The organism is Thalassolituus sp. UBA3500 (assembly GCF_002377545.1).
Lineage (GTDB): Bacteria > Pseudomonadota > Gammaproteobacteria > Pseudomonadales > Oceanobacteraceae > Thalassolituus.
The window spans coordinates 20,235-38,182 of the sequence record NZ_DFQB01000055.1 but is presented as its reverse complement, the minus strand read 5'-3'; the positions used below and the strand labels follow the sequence as shown (position 1 = coordinate 38,182).

At 49.9% G+C, this 17,948-nt stretch carries 15 protein-coding genes; 7 read left to right on the top strand and 8 right to left on the bottom strand.

The annotated features are described in order from the left end of the window. Positions 1 to 29: 29 nt before the first annotated feature. Genes B2R29_RS13190 through B2R29_RS13175 form a run of 4 tightly spaced genes read left to right on the top strand, consistent with a single transcriptional unit; the run spans position 30 to position 3,942 of the window. Positions 30 to 848, top strand: coding sequence for a hypothetical protein (locus B2R29_RS13190; RefSeq protein ID WP_301181489.1), 819 nt, complete (start codon positions 30 to 32; stop codon positions 846 to 848). After that, positions 845 to 1,861: a polysaccharide pyruvyl transferase family protein gene (locus B2R29_RS13185; RefSeq protein WP_301181488.1), complete on the top strand. Its 1,017-nt coding sequence runs from the start codon at positions 845 to 847 to the stop codon at positions 1,859 to 1,861. The genes B2R29_RS13190 and B2R29_RS13185 overlap by 4 nt, the downstream gene beginning before the upstream one ends. Before the next feature lies 1 nt (position 1,862). Then, the gene (locus tag B2R29_RS13180) at positions 1,863 to 2,867 is read left to right on the top strand and encodes a phosphotransferase (protein ID WP_301181487.1); all 1,005 of its coding nucleotides are present in this window, start codon (positions 1,863 to 1,865) and stop codon (positions 2,865 to 2,867) included. Then, positions 2,857 to 3,942, top strand: a complete 1,086-nt coding sequence (locus B2R29_RS13175; protein WP_301181486.1) for a glycosyltransferase — start codon at positions 2,857 to 2,859, stop codon at positions 3,940 to 3,942. The genes B2R29_RS13180 and B2R29_RS13175 overlap by 11 nt, the downstream gene beginning before the upstream one ends. Here the strand turns inward: B2R29_RS13175 and B2R29_RS13170 are convergent. The 7 genes from B2R29_RS13170 to B2R29_RS13140 form a co-directional block, all read right to left on the bottom strand. After that, complete coding sequence (locus B2R29_RS13170; RefSeq protein ID WP_301181485.1) at positions 3,903 to 5,174, bottom strand: O-antigen ligase family protein; 1,272 nt, start codon at positions 5,172 to 5,174, stop codon at positions 3,903 to 3,905. The two genes, B2R29_RS13175 and B2R29_RS13170, sit on opposite strands and share 40 nt — an antisense overlap. Further along, a complete protein-coding gene (locus B2R29_RS13165) occupies positions 5,171 to 6,160 on the bottom strand; it encodes a hypothetical protein (RefSeq protein ID WP_301181484.1) in 990 nt (329 codons plus the stop codon). Before B2R29_RS13165 ends, B2R29_RS13170 begins: the two co-directional genes overlap by 4 nt. An 11-nt stretch (positions 6,161 to 6,171) precedes the next feature. Next, positions 6,172 to 6,891: a hypothetical protein gene (locus tag B2R29_RS13160; protein WP_301181569.1), complete on the bottom strand. Its 720-nt coding sequence runs from the start codon at positions 6,889 to 6,891 to the stop codon at positions 6,172 to 6,174. Between the two features lie 448 nt (positions 6,892 to 7,339). Beyond that, a complete protein-coding gene (gene metF, locus B2R29_RS13155; protein ID WP_301181483.1) occupies positions 7,340 to 8,164 on the bottom strand; it encodes a methylenetetrahydrofolate reductase [NAD(P)H] in 825 nt (274 codons plus the stop codon). A 219-nt stretch (positions 8,165 to 8,383) separates the two neighbouring features. Then, on the bottom strand, positions 8,384 to 9,766 hold the full coding sequence (ahcY, locus tag B2R29_RS13150) for an adenosylhomocysteinase (protein ID WP_301181482.1): 1,383 nt from the start codon (positions 9,764 to 9,766) through the stop codon (positions 8,384 to 8,386). A 75-nt stretch (positions 9,767 to 9,841) separates the two neighbouring features. Next, positions 9,842 to 11,053 carry a methionine adenosyltransferase gene (metK, locus tag B2R29_RS13145; RefSeq protein WP_301181481.1) on the bottom strand — a complete coding sequence of 404 codons (1,212 nt, stop codon included), beginning with the start codon at positions 11,051 to 11,053 and terminating at the stop codon, positions 9,842 to 9,844. Between the two features lie 24 nt (positions 11,054 to 11,077). Continuing rightward, positions 11,078 to 12,073 carry an ArsR/SmtB family transcription factor gene (locus tag B2R29_RS13140; protein ID WP_301181480.1) on the bottom strand — a complete coding sequence of 332 codons (996 nt, stop codon included), beginning with the start codon at positions 12,071 to 12,073 and terminating at the stop codon, positions 11,078 to 11,080. 175 nt (positions 12,074 to 12,248) lie between these two features. Here B2R29_RS13140 and B2R29_RS13135 point away from each other — a divergent pair, with 175 nt between their 5' ends. After that, positions 12,249 to 13,028, top strand: coding sequence for a glutathione S-transferase family protein (locus B2R29_RS13135; RefSeq protein ID WP_301181479.1), 780 nt, complete (start codon positions 12,249 to 12,251; stop codon positions 13,026 to 13,028). Between the two features lie 92 nt (positions 13,029 to 13,120). Beyond that, positions 13,121 to 15,031 (top strand): DNA topoisomerase III, encoded by a 1,911-nt coding sequence (locus B2R29_RS13130; RefSeq protein ID WP_301181478.1) that lies wholly within the window; start codon positions 13,121 to 13,123, stop codon positions 15,029 to 15,031. Between the two features lie 59 nt (positions 15,032 to 15,090). Here B2R29_RS13130 and B2R29_RS13125 read toward each other — a convergent pair whose 3' ends face one another. Then, complete coding sequence (locus B2R29_RS13125) at positions 15,091 to 16,404, bottom strand: acetyl-CoA hydrolase/transferase family protein (protein ID WP_301181477.1); 1,314 nt, start codon at positions 16,402 to 16,404, stop codon at positions 15,091 to 15,093. A gap of 692 nt (positions 16,405 to 17,096) precedes the next feature. Between B2R29_RS13125 and B2R29_RS13120 the strand changes: the two genes are divergently transcribed. After that, the gene (locus B2R29_RS13120; RefSeq protein WP_301181476.1) at positions 17,097 to 17,915 is read left to right on the top strand and encodes a hypothetical protein; all 819 of its coding nucleotides are present in this window, start codon (positions 17,097 to 17,099) and stop codon (positions 17,913 to 17,915) included. Positions 17,916 to 17,948: the final 33 nt, after the last annotated feature.

Genomic DNA, 17,948 nt, shown 5'->3' with positions numbered 1-17,948 from the left:
GCCGCTGCAATAAACAGAGAATCCGGACGATGTTCCAGCTATTACGCCGCCGTCTGCAGGGCCGGAAAGCAGCAATAGATATCCAACCTTTTAGCCGTTCACCGGCTGAGATTCCTTACCGTCAGGCCAAAGCGATTGTGACCCATGTCGCCGCGGATCGCTGTCGCAGTAATTTTCTTGGGTTTCCTGTCCAAGACAGTCCATTTGTGCAGATTCTCATCCAAGACCATTCTAGGTATGAGGGCAGTGCTCTAGAAGCCTTTTATCAGACATTTCAGCCTGAAACGGTTGGGGAACTTCTGGGGCTGAAGATCAGTGCAATTGCGTCGATGCCAGCGATGTCTGCGGTCATGCCGTGGTGGAACCGTCACCCGGAGCAACGCCTTGAGCAGGTAGCCGTAAAGTCGGGCAGCGGACGTTTACTGGGTAAGGAAGCGATTAAACTGGGTGCTTCAGAGCAGACTGACTTTGGCTGGCAGTATTATGGCCCAGTGAGTGCTCCTGTCGGAAAGATGGAGTATGAGCGACAGGTTTCTGTATTCCAAAGTATTCGGGATAAAGGCTTCCAGCCGACTTCAGCAACGCAGATTCACGGTGAATTTCTGGTCAATGGAGAGGACTGGGTGTGGGTGAATATTGGTGGAAAACACCGTCTGAATTCTTTGGTTGCGCTGGGTAATCCGGAGATTCAGGTGTCTGCGAAAGGCAAGTATGGTCCGGTGATCATCCGCCGTAGTGAGTCTGCTATCTGGCCGAATGTTCAGAACGGGCTGTTTGACGAAGCAGAAGCTCTCGAATTATTCGATCGTATACTTGCGGGACGTGGCCCGGAGATGAAAACGCAATGAGAGTTGCCGTTATAAATGATACTCGTCCGACCCACCATTTTGGTTGCATGCTGGTTATGGAAAACCTCCTTCGCTTATTGAGTGAACAAGGGGTGGAAGTGGTCTGGACCTGGCCAGTCAGCGTTGACTGGCGTCGCCATAAAAAACGGATACTGAGTATGCCACCAGTTGACGCCATTATTATTAATGGTGAGGGCACAATTCATCATAACGATAGCCGCCGCTTTTCTCAGGCATTGGTTGATATGGTGGACTTCGCTGCGGAAACATTAAAAAAGCCCTGTTATCTGCTCAATGCCACTTTGCATAAAAATTCCGCTGCTGCCTATCAGAGCCTGGGAAGAGCACGCGCCATTTATGTGCGTGATCGCGGTAGCCTGAAAGAATTGCAGGAATTCGGGGGACTGACTGGTGCCTATGTTCCGGATCTGACATTTGCATCAAATGCTTCGCATAGCAGCAATCAAAGCAACTCTGATCGAACCCTGGTGGTTGATAGTGCTGTTAAGGAGGATAGCCGTTTTCTTGAGGCCTATGCCAATGAGAACGGCTTTGATTTTCGCTCTATGGTCGTTGCCCGTCCATCTAATGCCCGTTTTCTTCGCAGTCCAAGACCTTGGGTAAAAAATGTCATTAAGTGGCTGAAATCGGACAGGAAACTGGCAACGGATGCAGGAAGTTATATTCGTTATCTTAAGGGCTACGGAATGGTTATTACCGGTCGCTATCATACGGTGACCATGTGCCTGAAAAACAGAATTCCCTTTGTCGCGCTGGAGTCCAACACACCGAAGGTCAGATATCTGCTTACTGATGTTCTTGGTGAAGCAGGCCGGTCGTTGACAGTAAGTAGCTTGACATCTGCTATTCCGGAATGCCTGGAAAGTTTCAGTGAAAAGGAACTTGAGGCTATTGCTCTATTTACCGCGGATGCGGAAATTGCAATACAGTCGATGATTGCAGATATCTGCAAGGACATCCGTCGTGGTGCAGAAGGACGATACGAATACTGATATGAAAAGAAACTGGCTCAGGACGGCCAGGGCAATCGCCCGAGTTCATAGTATCTGTAATGAAAATTCGATCAATCCGCGCATACTGCTGGATGTACTCGGTGAAGCATCGGGTCAGTTACGAATTACAACTCTTAATCTTGAGTATGCCGAATTAGGTGGAGTGAATAATCAGGGCATGTTTCTCCATTATGGTGATTCAGGTCGTACACCGCTTGCTCTTTCTAAAATACAGGCACCGGAGTTAGCAGAGAGAGAATTCCGCTTTATCCGCTGGTCACATGATCAGGGTGAAAAGTTGACGGCAGCGCCAGTGTATTACCGCCAGCTCAGCAGCGATCTGGCCGTTACCAGCAGTACATTTCTGAAACAGCCTTCTCGATACCTGCCGTCCGTTATTCATGCACTACATTGGCGCCTTATGCAGGTGGACGATTATGAGCATGCTTTAGGGGATAGGCGTACTTTACGGGCTCAGGTTCGTCCCGATACGAATATACGCAAAGTACTTCATCATCTTGTCAGTGAAGAACATGCCGGAAAAGCGCTGGCGTTTATAGAAGGTTTTCTCGAAGAACGAAGAGGGGTGTTGGGGCAGCGTATTCGTGAGCGAATTACGTTGGTTGCGCGTACAGTGATGCGTAACTGGGAGGCGTTGTTTGAGCGTGAGGTAGGTCTGGTCCATGGTGATTTTAAACGCCAGAATATTCTTTCTGTATCGGATTTTGATTATCGCCTGATTGACCTTCAGTACTATCTGGTAGGCATCCGTAGCTGGGATCTGGCTTTTTACTACTCCAAATACGACGAAGGGTTTACCTACGCCCTGATGGATTATCGTGGCGCAAACCGCATTCTGCGTACGTCAGATGAATCTCTGTTTGTGTTCCTGTACCTCATAGCCTCTTCACTGAAAATTAAGCCAAAACATCGCGAGCAGGTAATGATAAGAAAGCTTCTTCCTGCACTCAGCTACTTTGAACACCAGGGAACCTATGCAGCCTGAGAAACAACGTCGTATCGGAATTATGGTGACAAGCCTGATGGGCGCCGGTACCGAAAAAACCATACTTACACTGGCAGAAGCTCTGGTCAGGGAAGGCGCTCTGGTCGACCTCTACGTCCTGCGCGATCATCGCGATTACACCCCTCAGGCGGGGGTGAACTGTATCTGGCTGAAAACGTCGTCAAATCGCGAGGCCAGAATCCGCCTGAAGCAGAGCATTTCTGAGAAGGGTAAGGATTACTACGATCTGTTTGTTATCAGTAATGCTAAATACTACCCGGTGGTGCCGGTCACGAATAAGGTCTGCTCTGTACACATAACGCCGACAGCGTGGATTACCGATGGTCCTCGCTGGAAGTTCTGGAGTCGCGCGAGAAAAATCCGCAATCTCCGCAAGAAGTTTGCCGCGCGCCCTGTGATTGCTCTGTCAGGGGGCATCAGAAATGATCTGGTTAATAATCTGAAAGTGCTTCCTGAAAATGTGAGGCAGATTGTTAACCCTTTCGACCTTAAGGCGATACGAACAGCTGCCGAGTCTGATGGCAACCTGCCGGAAGGCCGTTATATTGTATCCATCGCCTCTCTGAATGTTCGAAAGCGCCATGCAGATACAATTCGGGCACTGGGGTGTATGCAGAACACAGAGGTTTCACTGGTATTAGTGGGCCGGGGGGAAGATGAGAATAATCTTAGGGCATTAGTCAATGAAATGGGCCTGCAGGAGCGAGTGATTTTTTGGGGCTGGGATGGGAATCCATATCGTCTGCTTAAAAATGCAGCGCTTTCAGTTCTTGCTTCTGAGGCTGAGGGTTCTCCGCGAGCTTTGATTGAGTCTCTTCTTGTCGGTACTCCAGCCGTCGCGACAGATTGTCCATCAGGACCTTCTGAAATACTGATTGATGAACTGGCGCCGTTTTTGGTGCCAGTGGGGGACGTGAGTGCTCTGGCGACCGCGATGGATCGAGCGCTGTGTGAGTATCCGAAAATTCCCGCCTGGATTGAAAAGCGCTTCGATTCTGCTGAGGTCGCCAAATACTACCTGGCGTTATCTGAAGAGGGTGTATCCAAACGGTAAGCTGAGAATTGCAGAAGCAGGAAGATGACTGACAACATAAGTGTGAGTGAGGTCGCCCGAATTGACGGAGTGTTAGTCAGTCCGTTGAGTAAATAGACAGTCGACACCGCAAGCACAGACTGTGCGACGATATTCCTCTTATTTCTAAGGGCCCATGCTAGTGGGTATACGGTAAATGCCATAAATAGTAGCCCGAGCGGGATGCCCATCCAGGTCATAGCGTTTATAAAATCATTATGAAGGTGGATGAAGCTGGTTGCTCGTGGGTGCATGTAGTCCTTTAACTCTAGGTTCTTTGCTTTAAAATGATCATTCTGCTGTCCGATACCAACCCCGCTGATGGGGTGTTCAATAATCAGGTCTTTGGCTCCCCTCCACATTTCAAATCTCAATCCCATTGAACTGCTTTTTACGTTGGAGGATATATTTGAAAGACCGTCACTCAGTCTGGAAAACATAGAGGACTGCATTACTGCAAATGTGGTAACCGAACTGAGTAAGATGACTATTACTACGGTTTTAATCCAGCCTATATACTTCAGGCCTACTAGAGTAATGGTAAACAGGGAAACAACCAGTATTGAAAGCAGTGGTCCGCGACTGCCACTCAGAATAATTGCCCATATTCCCAAAACACTTGCGAGAAGACTGACAACAAGCAGGATTGGATGCCTGAGGGGCTTCATAGTCATCATAGACATAATTACGGTCGCACTTAATATAGCCAGATTGGTTCCGTAAATTATCTGAAGTGAAATATTGCCACTGGTTCGGTAGCTCGGTGAACTGTGTGCATACTGGTCAATAACTCCGGGAATTGCCATGCATGCAACCGAAACTGGTAAAGCCCAGCGAAATAATTGAAAGGTAAGCTTGTCTACAGTAGCAACAGGCAGAATCAGGGCAAAGCATATCGCAGGGGTCACGAAGTCTTTTCTGAATCGATCTGACATTAAAGTTTCAGATAGAGATGTTTCCACCAGAACTATCGAGGCAGATAAGAGCAGAAGAATACTCAAGATTATGCGGGGATCTTTCAGGTCAAATTTTACCGGTAGATTATTTTTCGCGGTAAAACACTGCACCCCAACACGTAGCCAGGTAACCAGCGCAACGAGTGCAGACAGGTGGAGTAGAGTCTTGGTGATCTGGTAGTTCAAACCATAGGCAATAAGACCTGCCAGCATCAGATACGAAATCAGCCTGCCACTTGAAGTGAAAGTGTGGTTCATACAATTCTTACCTCAATTCCAATTTTATCCATTAGTTCTGTCAGGCTATTTGTTTTTTCTGCGAGACATACGACCTTAAGCTGTGGGCGCAGCCAGCGAGCTGTCAGCAGAGCACTGGATATATCGCCGATAACGCAGCATCCCGGTTTTAATCCGCCCAGGAGTAGCTCGAAAGGAATTTTTGCGTTGACCTCTTTCATCCATCCGGCATTCTCGGTTGTTGCGGACTCTGAGCGTGGGTGGCGCTTGATACCGCAGTTTACATGCTGACTCCCTTCCTGTAGCAGTAGTTGCTCAGTCTTTTCCGAACGTACAGATTCGTGAGGAAGGATGATTAATGCATTCAGCTCTGCTATTTCTGATAGCGTGTCAGAATAATCAGCGCCCAGTGAGGCGAAAGCTGGATGTGAGAGTAGATCCGGGATCTGCCGGACCTCTTTTTTCCGGAGCTGGGGCACTGCGTGTTCCGGAAATGCAAGGTGAGCCATCTGGATCCAGTCAGATGCACCGATTGTCTCAGGTTGTTTCCACCAGAATCCATAGGTAAGCTTTTTGAGAAGATTGTCTATGATCCCATCACTCAACCAGCCGGTCTTTCTGCCAATGTAAGAGTAGGTGCCGTCGTCAATGTAGTGACCTTTCACTGTGGATGGCAGATGGGCCATAAGCCATTGAAACTCTATACGGCGGTCATTTCCGGTATACAGATCTGTTACGTCCAGACTCATGGCCTGCTGGGTAAGTTGCTCCAGAATGTTTTTGCGCTGCTTCTTGGCGTCGAGACTTTTAGCTTGAAAGGTAGCCAGGCGAATTTCTTTGAAAGGCGAGCCACTCCATGACAGGACTCTCTTAATAAATTCCGAGCTTTCATGAGGTTGATCAATCAGCCATAGGTCGCTGATATCCTCTTTGGGTAGTTCAAGAGCAATCATACTGGCAATCACAATATTAAATGGGGTAGACGCCAGAAAAAGGTGATGGGCCATGATCAGTGATATCAGCGTATGAATGAAAGAATACGGGAAGCCATTGAGTCCAGATGGTGGTCGTCAGGGTTCTGCCAACTTCCCGGTACAATGTGCTCATCTCTTATATGTGTCAGAAAAGCATTACGTAGGGCCTGATCAGGCTGCCAGTCTGCTACGTTTCTGAGGGCATTTTCGAGCCCCTGCTGCCCTTTTGCTTTGAGTGTCAGACCTTCAATTCCATAGAATGCCTGACCGAGAATGATAAGTTTTTTGTTCATCAGGATAGCCTCCATCCCGACTGAAGAGTTTATGGTACACACGGCATCTGCATGACCGATCAATACTGGCGTTGGAGTATCGGTTTCAATATGCAGTTTTCCTTTGCGTGAATTGATTTTTTCAATCAGGTCACTGTAATCCTGCTCACAGGCTGGGTGAGGCTTAAAAACAACGTGTGGCATCTTATCCCCGAGTGTTTTTTCGGCTTGTTCAAAGTGCTTCACCATATCAAACATGTTTTTAAGCCAAGGGGAGAACAGTACAATCTGGCTATCTGTATTCACTTGAAAGGGAACGAATATATATGAGTCCGGAAGTTTATCCGGGCGTGAAACTGGACAGGGTGTAACCGAAAATTCCTTGCAGTGTGTCTTGTAGTAGGCTGGTTCACGCGGTACGGAGTTTAGATAATTGATGCCTTGAGGATCCAGCGTGGTGGTCCCAGGGAAGAGTCCGCGTTCAATATACATGGTGGGTATGCCAAGGTCCCGGGCAGCTATGACAGCAATCCGCTGACGGAACTTCAGGCCATTCCAGATCACAAGGTGAGAAAATTGCCGACTCTTAAGCGTGTGATAATAGATGCTGTATAGAGCCCGTGCTTCTATTAATTTAAGGGGAAATAAAATATAGAACCGCTTCCCACCTGAAGCGACGGAGGCGGGACTATTCTGTTTGGTATGTAGGAAGTCGATTGCCACCCGAATTAGTGACGACCCGGGAGCCCGGAATAGCGTGATTAACCATGCGGGTGTCTGCCAGAGATTTTTGTACCACAGTACCGATGTCTCACTAGCACCAGAGTGCCTCAGGTAGCCACTGAGTTTATTGGCATAATGACGATGGGTTTTTCGCGCGGCAAATATCGCGATCTTCACAGTGAATGTCCTTTATCTTTGCCGCGCCATTGTTTTCTGATCAGATCAGATTCCGCCAGACGCGCAGGCTGGCCTCAGATTGGTTCAGGGTATAGAAATGAATACCCGGTGCGCCGCCTTCGAGCAGGCGATGGCACATTTCAGTGACGACTTCCTCACCAAACTGCTGGATTGATTCTGTATTGTCACCATAGGCTTCCAGCTGTTTACGGATCCAGCGTGGAATCTCAGCACCACATGCATCTGAGAAGCGTGCCAGTTTGCTGTAGTTAGTTATTGGCATAATACCGGGAATAATTGGAATATCTACACCCATGTCACGAACCCGGTCAACAAAGTAGAAGTAGCTGTCGGCATTGAAGAAGTACTGAGTAATCGCACTGTCCGCACCTGCCTTCACTTTGTTTACAAAGCGTTCGAGGTCGCTTTCAAAACTGGTCGCCTGTGGGTGCATCTCTGGGTATGCCGCGACTTCTAAGGTGAAGTGGTCACCGGTTTCTTCACGGATGAATTCAACCAGCTCATTGGCGAAACGCAGTTCGCTGCTGGCCAGGCCTGCGCCGCTGGGCAGGTCGCCACGCAGAGCAACGATGCGGTCGATGCCCAGGTCTTTGTACTCGTTCAACAGTGAGCGCAGATCTTCTTTGCTGTCGCCGACGCATGACAGGTGAGGCGCGGCAGCAATACCACGTTCCTGAATGGCTTTGACGATGGCATAGGTGCGGTCGCGGGTAGAACCACCGGCACCGTAGGTCACCGAGAAAAACTCTGGATTAAAGGCAGCGAGTTCGTCGCGCACTTTCAGTAGTTTTTCTGTCCCTTCCTCGGTTTTGGTCGGGAAAAATTCAAAACTTAAGGTCGTCATTTTCACTTCTCTTAATCTGGCAGAGAGAGCCCCTCTCTCACCAATTATTTTGTTCCAAGCTTACGCGCTGCTCACTTCCTACAAGCTTCCGGGGAGCGTTAGCGAAGCAGGCAGAGCAAGGCGAAAAGTGGCGTGAAAACGCAGCTTACTGGGTGTAAGTGAGTATTTCGCGCCGCTTTTCAACAAAGCTATGCCAATGCAGCTAGCTCCGCTCAAACATCAGTACTTGTACGCTTCTGGCTTGTACGGACCATCTACATCGACATCAATGTACTTCGCCTGAGTTGGAGTCAGCTTGGTAATCACACCACCAAAGCCTTCTACCATATCTTTCGCCACTTCTTCGTCGAGTTTCTTTGGAAGAACTTTAACGTAGATGCTTTCTTTTTTCTCGGCTTCCATCATGTCGGCGAACTTGCGTTCATACAGATAGATCTGCGCCAACACCTGATTAGCGAATGAACCATCCATGATACGTGATGGGTGGCCAGTCGCATTACCAAGGTTCACCAGGCGGCCTTCTGACAAAAGCAGCAGGTGATCGTCAGTCGCTTTGTCACGATACACCTTATGCACCTGCGGCTTGATCTCGTCCCATTCCCAGTTCTCACGCATGAACGCGGTATCGATTTCGTTATCGAAGTGACCGATGTTACAGACGACGGCGCCGCTCTTCAGCTTCTGAAGCATGAACTTGTCGCAGACATTCACGTTACCGGTGGTCGTCACGATCAGATCGGTTTTACCCAGCAGATCGCCGTCGACAGATTCCAGCGTGCCTTTGTTTTCTCCGTTGATGTACGGAGAAACCACTTCGAAACCATCCATACAGGCCTGCATAGCACAGATAGGATCGATCTCAGTGACCTTAACAATCATGCCTTCCTGACGCAGAGAAGCGGCAGACCCTTTACCTACATCACCGTAGCCGATGACCAGTGCTTTCTTACCCGACAGCAGGTGGTCCGTCCCACGCTTGATAGCGTCGTTCAGCGAGTGGCGGCAGCCGTATTTGTTGTCGTTCTTAGATTTGGTCACAGCGTCATTTACGTTGATCGCAGGGACTTTCAGGGTTCCTTCTTTCATCATTTCCAGCAGGCGGTGTACACCCGTGGTGGTTTCTTCAGAAATACCGTGAATCTTGTTCAGCATCTCTGGAAAGTCGTTGTGAACCATTTCGGTGAGGTCGCCGCCGTCGTCGAGGATCATGTTGGCATCCCACACCTGATCTGTGTCTTTCTCAGCCAGAATGGTCTGCTTAATGCACCAGAGGAATTCTTCTTCAGTTTCACCTTTCCAAGCGAAGACAGGGATGCCCGCCGCAGCGATAGCAGCCGCCGCATGATCCTGAGTTGAGAAAATATTGCACGAAGACCAGCGTACATCAGCGCCCAGGTCCACCAGAGTCTCAATCAGAACGGCGGTCTGAATGGTCATGTGGATACAACCCATGATTTTTGCGCCCGCCAGCGGCTTGTCATCGCTGTACTTACGACGCAGTGCCATCAGAGCCGGCATTTCGTCTTCGGCGATTTTAATTTCTTTACGGCCCCAGTCGGCGAGGCTCATATCTGCAACTTTGTAATCAGTAAACTGGGTCATCTTTTTGCCCTTTTGCTGTTACGGTCGCCGGGGAATACCAGCGACCTGAAAATAAATTTGAGATTTAGTGCGCGATTAAACGCCTGCGGCGGTTTTCAGTGCATCCACCTTGTCAGTGCGCTCCCAAGTGAACGCAGTGAAGGTTTTGCTTTTCGCTTCACCGTTGTCTTTGTATTCGTAGGTCATTTCGAACGGTTCACGGCCAAAGTGGCCGTATGCCGCCGTTGCCTGATACATAGGGTTCAGCAGTTCCAGCTGGTTCTGGATGGCATATGGACGCAGGTCGAACACCTCGCGGATCACTTTCGCCAGCTCGATGTCGCTGATCTTGCCAGTGCCGAAGCTGTTAACCGACACAGACGTCGGCTCAGCAACACCGATGGCGTACGACACCTGAATTTCACAGCGGTCAGCCAGACCCGCAGCAACGATGTTCTTGGCGACATAGCGGCCCATGTAAGCCGCAGAACGGTCAACTTTTGATGGATCTTTACCAGAGAACGCACCGCCACCGTGACGGGCCATACCGCCGTAGGTATCAACGATGATCTTACGGCCAGTCAGGCCCGCATCACCCACAGGACCACCGATCACGAAGTTGCCGGTCGGGTTGATGTGGTACAGCGTGCCTTCATGCAGCCATTCAGCGGGCAGTACTGGCTTGATGATGTGCTCCAGCACTTCAGCGCGCAGTTCTTCCAGAGAGATGCTTGGATCGTGCTGCGTTGACAGTACAACCGCATCCACTTTCGGACTGTCGCCTTCCCAGTTGATGGTGACCTGAGATTTTGCATCCGGACGCAGCCAAGGCAGGGTGCCGTTACGACGCAGTTCCGACTGACGCTGCACCAACAGGTGCGCGTAGTACACAGGCGCTGGCATCAGGTTCGGGGTTTCGTTGGTCGCGTAACCGAACATCAGGCCTTGGTCGCCCGCGCCCTGATCTTCAGGCTTAGCACGGTCAACACCCATGTTGATATCAACAGACTGCTTACCAATACCGTTCAGTACGGCACAGGTCGCGCCGTCGAAGCCGACATCAGAGCTGTTGTAACCAATGCCTGTGATGACATCGCGCACGATTTCTTCGAGGTCGACGTAGCAGGAGGTGGTCAGCTCACCGGCAACCACGGCCATGCCCGTTTTCACCAATGTTTCAACAGCAACACGGGCGTAAGGATCACGAGCAATGATGGCATCCAGTACCGCGTCCGAAATCTGGTCAGCGACTTTGTCCGGGTGACCTTCAGAAACAGACTCTGAAGTAAAAATTGAATATTCGCTCATTTGCGACTCCTCAAAAAAATGCACTCAAGCATGAAATAAGCGGAACTGGATCTGAAACCCGTTCCTTAAACCGGAATACTGGCTTTGTCCTTCCTTCAGCCCGGCTTCTTCAGCCCACTGACTGAGATCGGCAGGTTCAAAGCCAAGCCATAAATCTCCACACGACTCACGCGCCCACACTTGTTCGTGTCGACACAGATCGGTTACTAAAAACGTGCCACCAGAATGCAGAAGCTGAGCGACATCGTTAAAAATACTTTTGGGTGACGGCACATGGTGCAGCACCATATTGGCAACAGCGAAGTCATAGCTGCCTGCTTTCTCTTGTGACTCCAGCAGGGTCCGTGTATCTCCCTGTACGAGTGCCACGTTGCTCAGTTGCTCGTTTGAGCAGAACGTTTCTGCTTTTGAGAGCAGGTCTGGCGATATATCCAGGCCGGTTACGCCGTTAAATCGCTTGCTCAGCGGTTGCAGAAATGCTCCCTCGCCAGGGCCGATTTCCAAAGCGTAGCCACTATTTGAGCCCTGACCGGGACGGTAGCCCAGCGAGTCAAGAATGGTCGCCAGTGCATCACCGTATTGCTCGTACGAGGCGATCAGATCCTGCTGCTCCCGAAAGTCATCGGCGTGTCGCGCGAAAAAACCGGCGCAAGCCTCTGCTCGTTCAGCAAGTACGCCCGATACCGCCGGGCTGAGATCAACATCATCATGCGCAGCGTCCATGGTGCGGAACAAACTACGCAGCCAGTTACTGAAAGCATCGTCGCCCGTATTCAGGGGCCGGCGATAAAAGATACTGTTGCCTTCGCGCTGATTACTGACTAACCCGGCCTGCGACAGCACTTTCAGGTGGTGACTCATGCTCGACTGCTTGATATCGAAGATCTGACAAAGCTCAAGTACACCGAATGCACCCTGCCCCAATAGTTTCATGACTCCCATGCGCAGAGGGTCTCCTGCGGCTTTAGATGCCAGAGCCAGTCTGGCTAAGGTCAAATCATGGGTAGTCGGATCATTCATGTTAGCCAGTATAGTGATTTTGAATTCTATATCAATTTTTTTTGATATAGATCTGTATCCCTTTGTAAATGACCGTTGAGTTAGCATTGCGTCCAGATCAGACCTGTTTGGCCGCATACAAACTTGTATGATGGACACCTGTATATCTCAATGCCACGGACATCAGGACGCCTCGATGACAGCCAATACACCGCTTACTCTCTTCACAATTAATATGTCTCACTACAGCGAGAAAATCCGCTGGCTGCTCGACTATGAAGGGATTGCGTACAACGAGATCGCACTGACGCCTGCAGTACATACCTTGCCCATGCTGATTAAAGGTAAGCGTGCCGAAACAACTGTGCCTCTGGTGCAGCGGGGTGAAACCTGTGTGCAGGATAGCCCACGCATTGTTGGTTGGCTGAACAGTGAATTTGGCCCATTGAAGACAATGCCGGCGGCATACGAGCAAGAGATTGTCGCTATTCAGCAGCGGTTTGATGCGATAGGTAAGCCGGTTGCTCGCTACCTTTACCTGCCTGGGTTTGCGCATGATGCTCTGATCAAAGACATCTGGACGCAGTTCTCGAAGCCTTGGGAAGAAGTCTTCGTGCGGACCTTTTATCCGGTTATTAAGCCTGTGTTCAAAGTGAAGCTGAAAATTAACAAAAAGGACGTCGCCCGTGCAGAGCAGAAGATTGATGCCGAAATCCGTTGGTTGGAAGAACGTATTCAGCAGGCAGGAGAATATCTGGTAGGAGATCAGCTGACAGTGGCGGATATCACAGCTGCTTCTTTACTGGCGCCATTAGCCTGTCCAGAACAGCATCCTATTTATAGTACTGCTGAATTCCGCGAAAAAATGGCGGGTCCGGCCCAGCAGTGGTCTGATAGTCCAGCGCTACAGTGGGTCCGGGATATATACGAAAAGCACCGTGGTGTAATTTGGGCAAAGCCACCGGTGGCCGCCTGACGTTAAAAGCTTTCGCGTTAACACTCTGTTTGCTAACGCACTGGTATGATGGTTAACTACTGGCTGTTTATACAGCTTAAGCGTTCGCCATCATGCGCCTCTTCATAGCCGAAAAACCCAGCCTTGCCCGTGCCATTGCCGAGGTTCTTCCCCGCCCACATAAAAAAGAAGAAGGCTGCATTCGTGCCGCCAATGGTGACGTCGTCAGTTGGTGTATCGGGCATCTGCTCGAGCAGGCAGAGCCGGAGGCCTACAACCCCGTCTTTAAAAAGTGGCAGCTGGACCATCTGCCGATCTCACCTGACGAGTGGCAGCTTCAGCCCAAACCTAAAACCCGGAAGCAACTGAGCGTTTTACGAAAACTGGTCAAGGAGGCCGATCAATTGGTTCACGCGGGCGACCCGGACCGCGAAGGTCAGCTGTTAGTGGATGAGGTGATTGATTACCTGAAAACGCCACAGACTAAGCGCCGTAATGCCCAACGCTTACTGGTTAGCGACCTGAATCCATCGGCAATCAAGCGTGCTATGGGTGAGCTGCGTAGCAACAGCGAATTTATACCGCTCTCTGTCTCTGCGCTGGCGCGCAGTCGTGCGGATTGGTTGTACGGCATAAATCTCACGCGAGCCTGGACGATTAAGGGCCAGCAGGCGGGCAATCGTGGGGTGCTCTCGGTCGGTCGGGTGCAGACACCTGTACTGGGGCTGGTGGTCCGCCGTGATCAGGAAATCCGCAATTTCGTCAGCAAGCCTTTTTATGAAGTACAGGCCTCAATACATCTTAATGAGGGGGCGCCGTTATGCTTCCATGCGCGCTGGCAGCCGAGTGAGGCCTGCCGGCCCTATCAGGATGAAGATGGACGGGTGTTGAACCCAAAACTTGCGCAGAACGTGGTAAACCGGATTCGCCAGCAGCCAGCGCAGGTAAAAGCGTTTGATAAAAAACCGGGTAAGCAGAATGCACCTTTGCCTTATAACCTGTCTTCTCTACAGATCGATGCCGCAAAAGCCTTCGGTATGGCAGCGAAAACAGTACTGGATATTTGTCAGAGCTTGTATGAGAAGCATCAGCTGATTACCTACCCTCGTTCCGATTGCCGATATCTCCCTGGCGACCACCACAAGGAAATGCCCCAGATTAGCGCCGCAATCCGTTCTGTACTGACGGATGCTGAAAAAATGATTCAGTACACAGATAAATCACGAAGATCTCCGGCGTTTAATGACAAAAAAGTCGGAGCGCACCACGCTATTATTCCTACGTCGAAAAAAAATTCCGGACATTTAAGCGACTCTGAAACGAAAATTTATCGTCTTATCGCCCGGCAGTATCTGATGCAATTCTGTGATCTGTACAGCTACTCAGATACTCGTATCAATCTTGAAATTGCTGGTGGATCATTCTCCGCGCGGGAGCGGATCACGCTGACGGAAGGCTGGAAAGCGCTTTTGCCGGCGAAAGATAAAAAATCTTCGCCGCTTCCGGATCTTTCAGTGGGGCAGACGGTGTGGAGTGGCGAACCTGTGTTCGAAGAGAAACACACAGAGCCACCAAAGCACTATACCGATGCCACCCTGCTTGCGGCGATGACGGGCATTGCTCGCCATGTAAAGGACGCCGAACTGCGTAAAGTGCTTAAGGATACCGATGGTCTGGGCACCGAAGCGACCCGTGCCAGTATCATTGAGCTTTTATTCAAACGTAAGTTTTTACAGCGCACGGGCAAAAGCATTCAGGCAACAGAGACTGGGAAACAATTGATTTCGGTTTTGCCAGAATCCTGTTCACACCCCGATATGACTGCGCTTTGGGAGAAACAACTGAATGACATCAGCGAGGGGCAGGGTAGTTATAACGGTTTTATGCAGCCGTTGAATCAGGAGCTTGACTCACTTGTGACCGCTGCGCGAGTAGCGACTATGCCTGCGATGACATCGAATAACCCGGGCGGAGGTAAAAGCACTTTCCGGCGCAGAAAGAAAAAGACAAAGAAACCTGCTTGAGTAAGAAGATTGGCTGTTACTTCTTTCTGGGCTATCTGGCTGTTGAAGTTCTATCAGGCTCAAATCAGACGGCGGCTGCGTGCATGCGCTTCCAGCTCATCTCTGAAGGCCGGGTGCGCTATATCAATCAGTGCCCGGGTGCGCTGAGGCAGAGACAATCCTTTGAGGTCGACGCAGCCAAACTCAGTGACAACGAAATGGGCATCCATGCGTGTATCAGTCACACACCCGCCGGATAGCTCAGGAACGATGCGGCTCAGCGTCCCTTTTTTTGCAGTAGAGTGGAGGGCGATAAACGAGCGGCCGCCATGCGAAGCAAAAGCACCACGGACGAAATCAAGTTGACCTCCGGTGCCAGAAAACGGTGTGCCCTTAATGGATTCGGCGTTGATCTGACCTGTAATATCGACCTCAATGGCGGAATTTACCGACACCATGTTCGGATTTTTACGTATCACGGATGGATGATTCACCCACGACGCCGGGTAACCAACAACCGATGGGTTATCGTCCATAAAGTCGTACATCGCACGATCTCCTATCGCGAGGGTGTAGACATGCTTATGTTGCATCAATCGCTTTTCCCGACCGTTAATCACACCGTTCTGAATCAGCGCGGCGATGGCTGGAGAAAACAGCTCGCTATGGAGCCCAAGGTTTTTGTGTGAGTCCAGCAATCGGGCGACAGCCGCAGGCACGCCGCCGACCCCCATCTGTAGCGTATCGCCATCGTGAATGTATTCGGCAACCTGGCGAGCGATCAGCTGGTCAGTTTCAGAGGGGGCGGCTTCAGTCACTTCGGACAAGGCGCTGTCTGCCTCGATAAGCGCGTCAACTTCTGAGATATGTACTGAGCACTCACCAAAGGTACGAGGCATATTGCGGTTCACTTCTACGATGACTTTCTTGGCTTTGCGAATAACCGAAGCACCATAATCGGCATTGGTACCCAGGCTGAAATAGCCGTGCTTATCCATTGGAGATACCGTCACCATAAAACAGTCAGGCTCAACCTGCTGAGTTAGCAGGCGGCCCACCTGATGAAAGGCACACGGAACGAACTCAACCCAATGCGGGTTCTGAAGTCCGGCGATGGCTTTGCGGTCGTGACTGCTTAAAAACAGGCACCTAGGGGTGAACTTACCTTCGAGCTCATTTTTTAACAGAGAGTCTGCCAGCGCTTCGGTGCCGTGCATGTAATAGACATTGAGTGGCGGTAGCTGATCTTTTGCAAAAGCATGACCCAGAGCTTTCAGCAAGGCAGGTGGCATAGCGACGCTCATGCCGAGAATCAGATTATTGCTGTCTTTCAGCAGATTAACTGCAGCATCGGGCGATAACCGCTTTTTATCGTATTCCTTTCGCCATTGCATGATTCCCTCCTGCCCTCTTCAGCACGTTGATGAACTGAGCATGTTCTTTATTACATCATCTTGATGCTGGAAGGCTGCCTGGTGTCAGATTTTAAGCCAAACTAAAGTACATTCTCGTCAAACTGCAGCACAATCACAGACAATGACTCACTCATTAAAAACAGTGGTGCGGTTGCGATAACACGTATCAAGCCCTTTGAATGGCTCTTGAAGAAGTGGCACTCCTGCCATGGAGTTCACTCATAACTTACAGATCGCTCATAGAGAGCTTGATAGTTTATTGAATCATCAGAAACGAAAACAATGTCAACAAGATTACGGGCGCCACAACTGGTTTGTTGAAGGATTGGTTATTGAAGGATTAGCTGGCTTTAGAGGAGGAAGCAATCGCTGATTCTGATACCCAAATATGTGCATTCTCTGACAGTATCTTTCTTTGCTTGTGGGCTTTTTTAGGTTGAGCGGATGAGAAATTTGCTTCTGAAACATCAGTGCTAGGGGACACGCTTTGGAATGGCGGTTCAACTCAGATACGGACGGTATCTTCTGGGGAATATGGTGAATGTGTTACCCAGATAGACTTTGTGACGGGCGGTACGACTATAAAGTCGACAATCTCTTGTCTGTTGCCTCCTGACAGTGATGGGCGCTGGCAACGTGGTATAGTGCTCCCCACTAATTAAGGAGAATTTATGAATAAGCTTTCAATCATAGCAACTGGGGTTCTTACAACGACGTTGATTGGGTGTGGTGGCGAAGATGGCTCCACTGCGTCGACTGGTATTGCTCTGGACGCGTCGCTCAAAGGGCCCGCTTCAACGCCTGAACTTGTAACTGTGACTTCTGGTACCGTATACCTCAATAGTTTGATTCAGAGTGAAATTGCTGAGGACGGCGTCGAGCGATGGACCTTCGTATCGGAAGCTGATGGTGAAGTGTTGCTTGCACTTTCATCTTCTGCACAAGACCTCGACCTGGAGGTAGACGGCAACAGTGTTTCAGATGACAGTACCTCTGACTCTTCACAGGAGTGGATTATCTTCCAGGCTGCCAGTGGCGAGAATTATCAGCTGGAAGTCGAATCCTGGTATGGCAATGGTCCTTATGAATTGCAGGTCACGACGCCGAATCGTGAGAGTGTTGGCTTGTCTGAGAACGAATACTTGTATGAGGTTAACGCGACGGTTGAGAGTGAGTGCGATGGTTCAGAGCGTACTTATACTAACTCATACAATATGATCGTGAACTGGGCACAGGGTTATATACGTACCGAAGATAGAACTAATTTCACTAGTGTGGATGGTAATCAAGTAACGATAACGTACAGTGAATCTGATAGTGAGCCAGAATATGATTATTCATATGAAATGAGTGGCTCAGTGACTTTGAATGTTAATGAGAGCTCTGGCGAAATAAGTGGTATGGATATCTGGTCTGATGCCGAAGAGACGGGTGGCTCGAGAATAGAATGCAATTACGAAGAGACACTATCTGGTGTGATTTTACTCTGAATTAAAAAACCCCGGTTAAACCGGGGTTTTTTT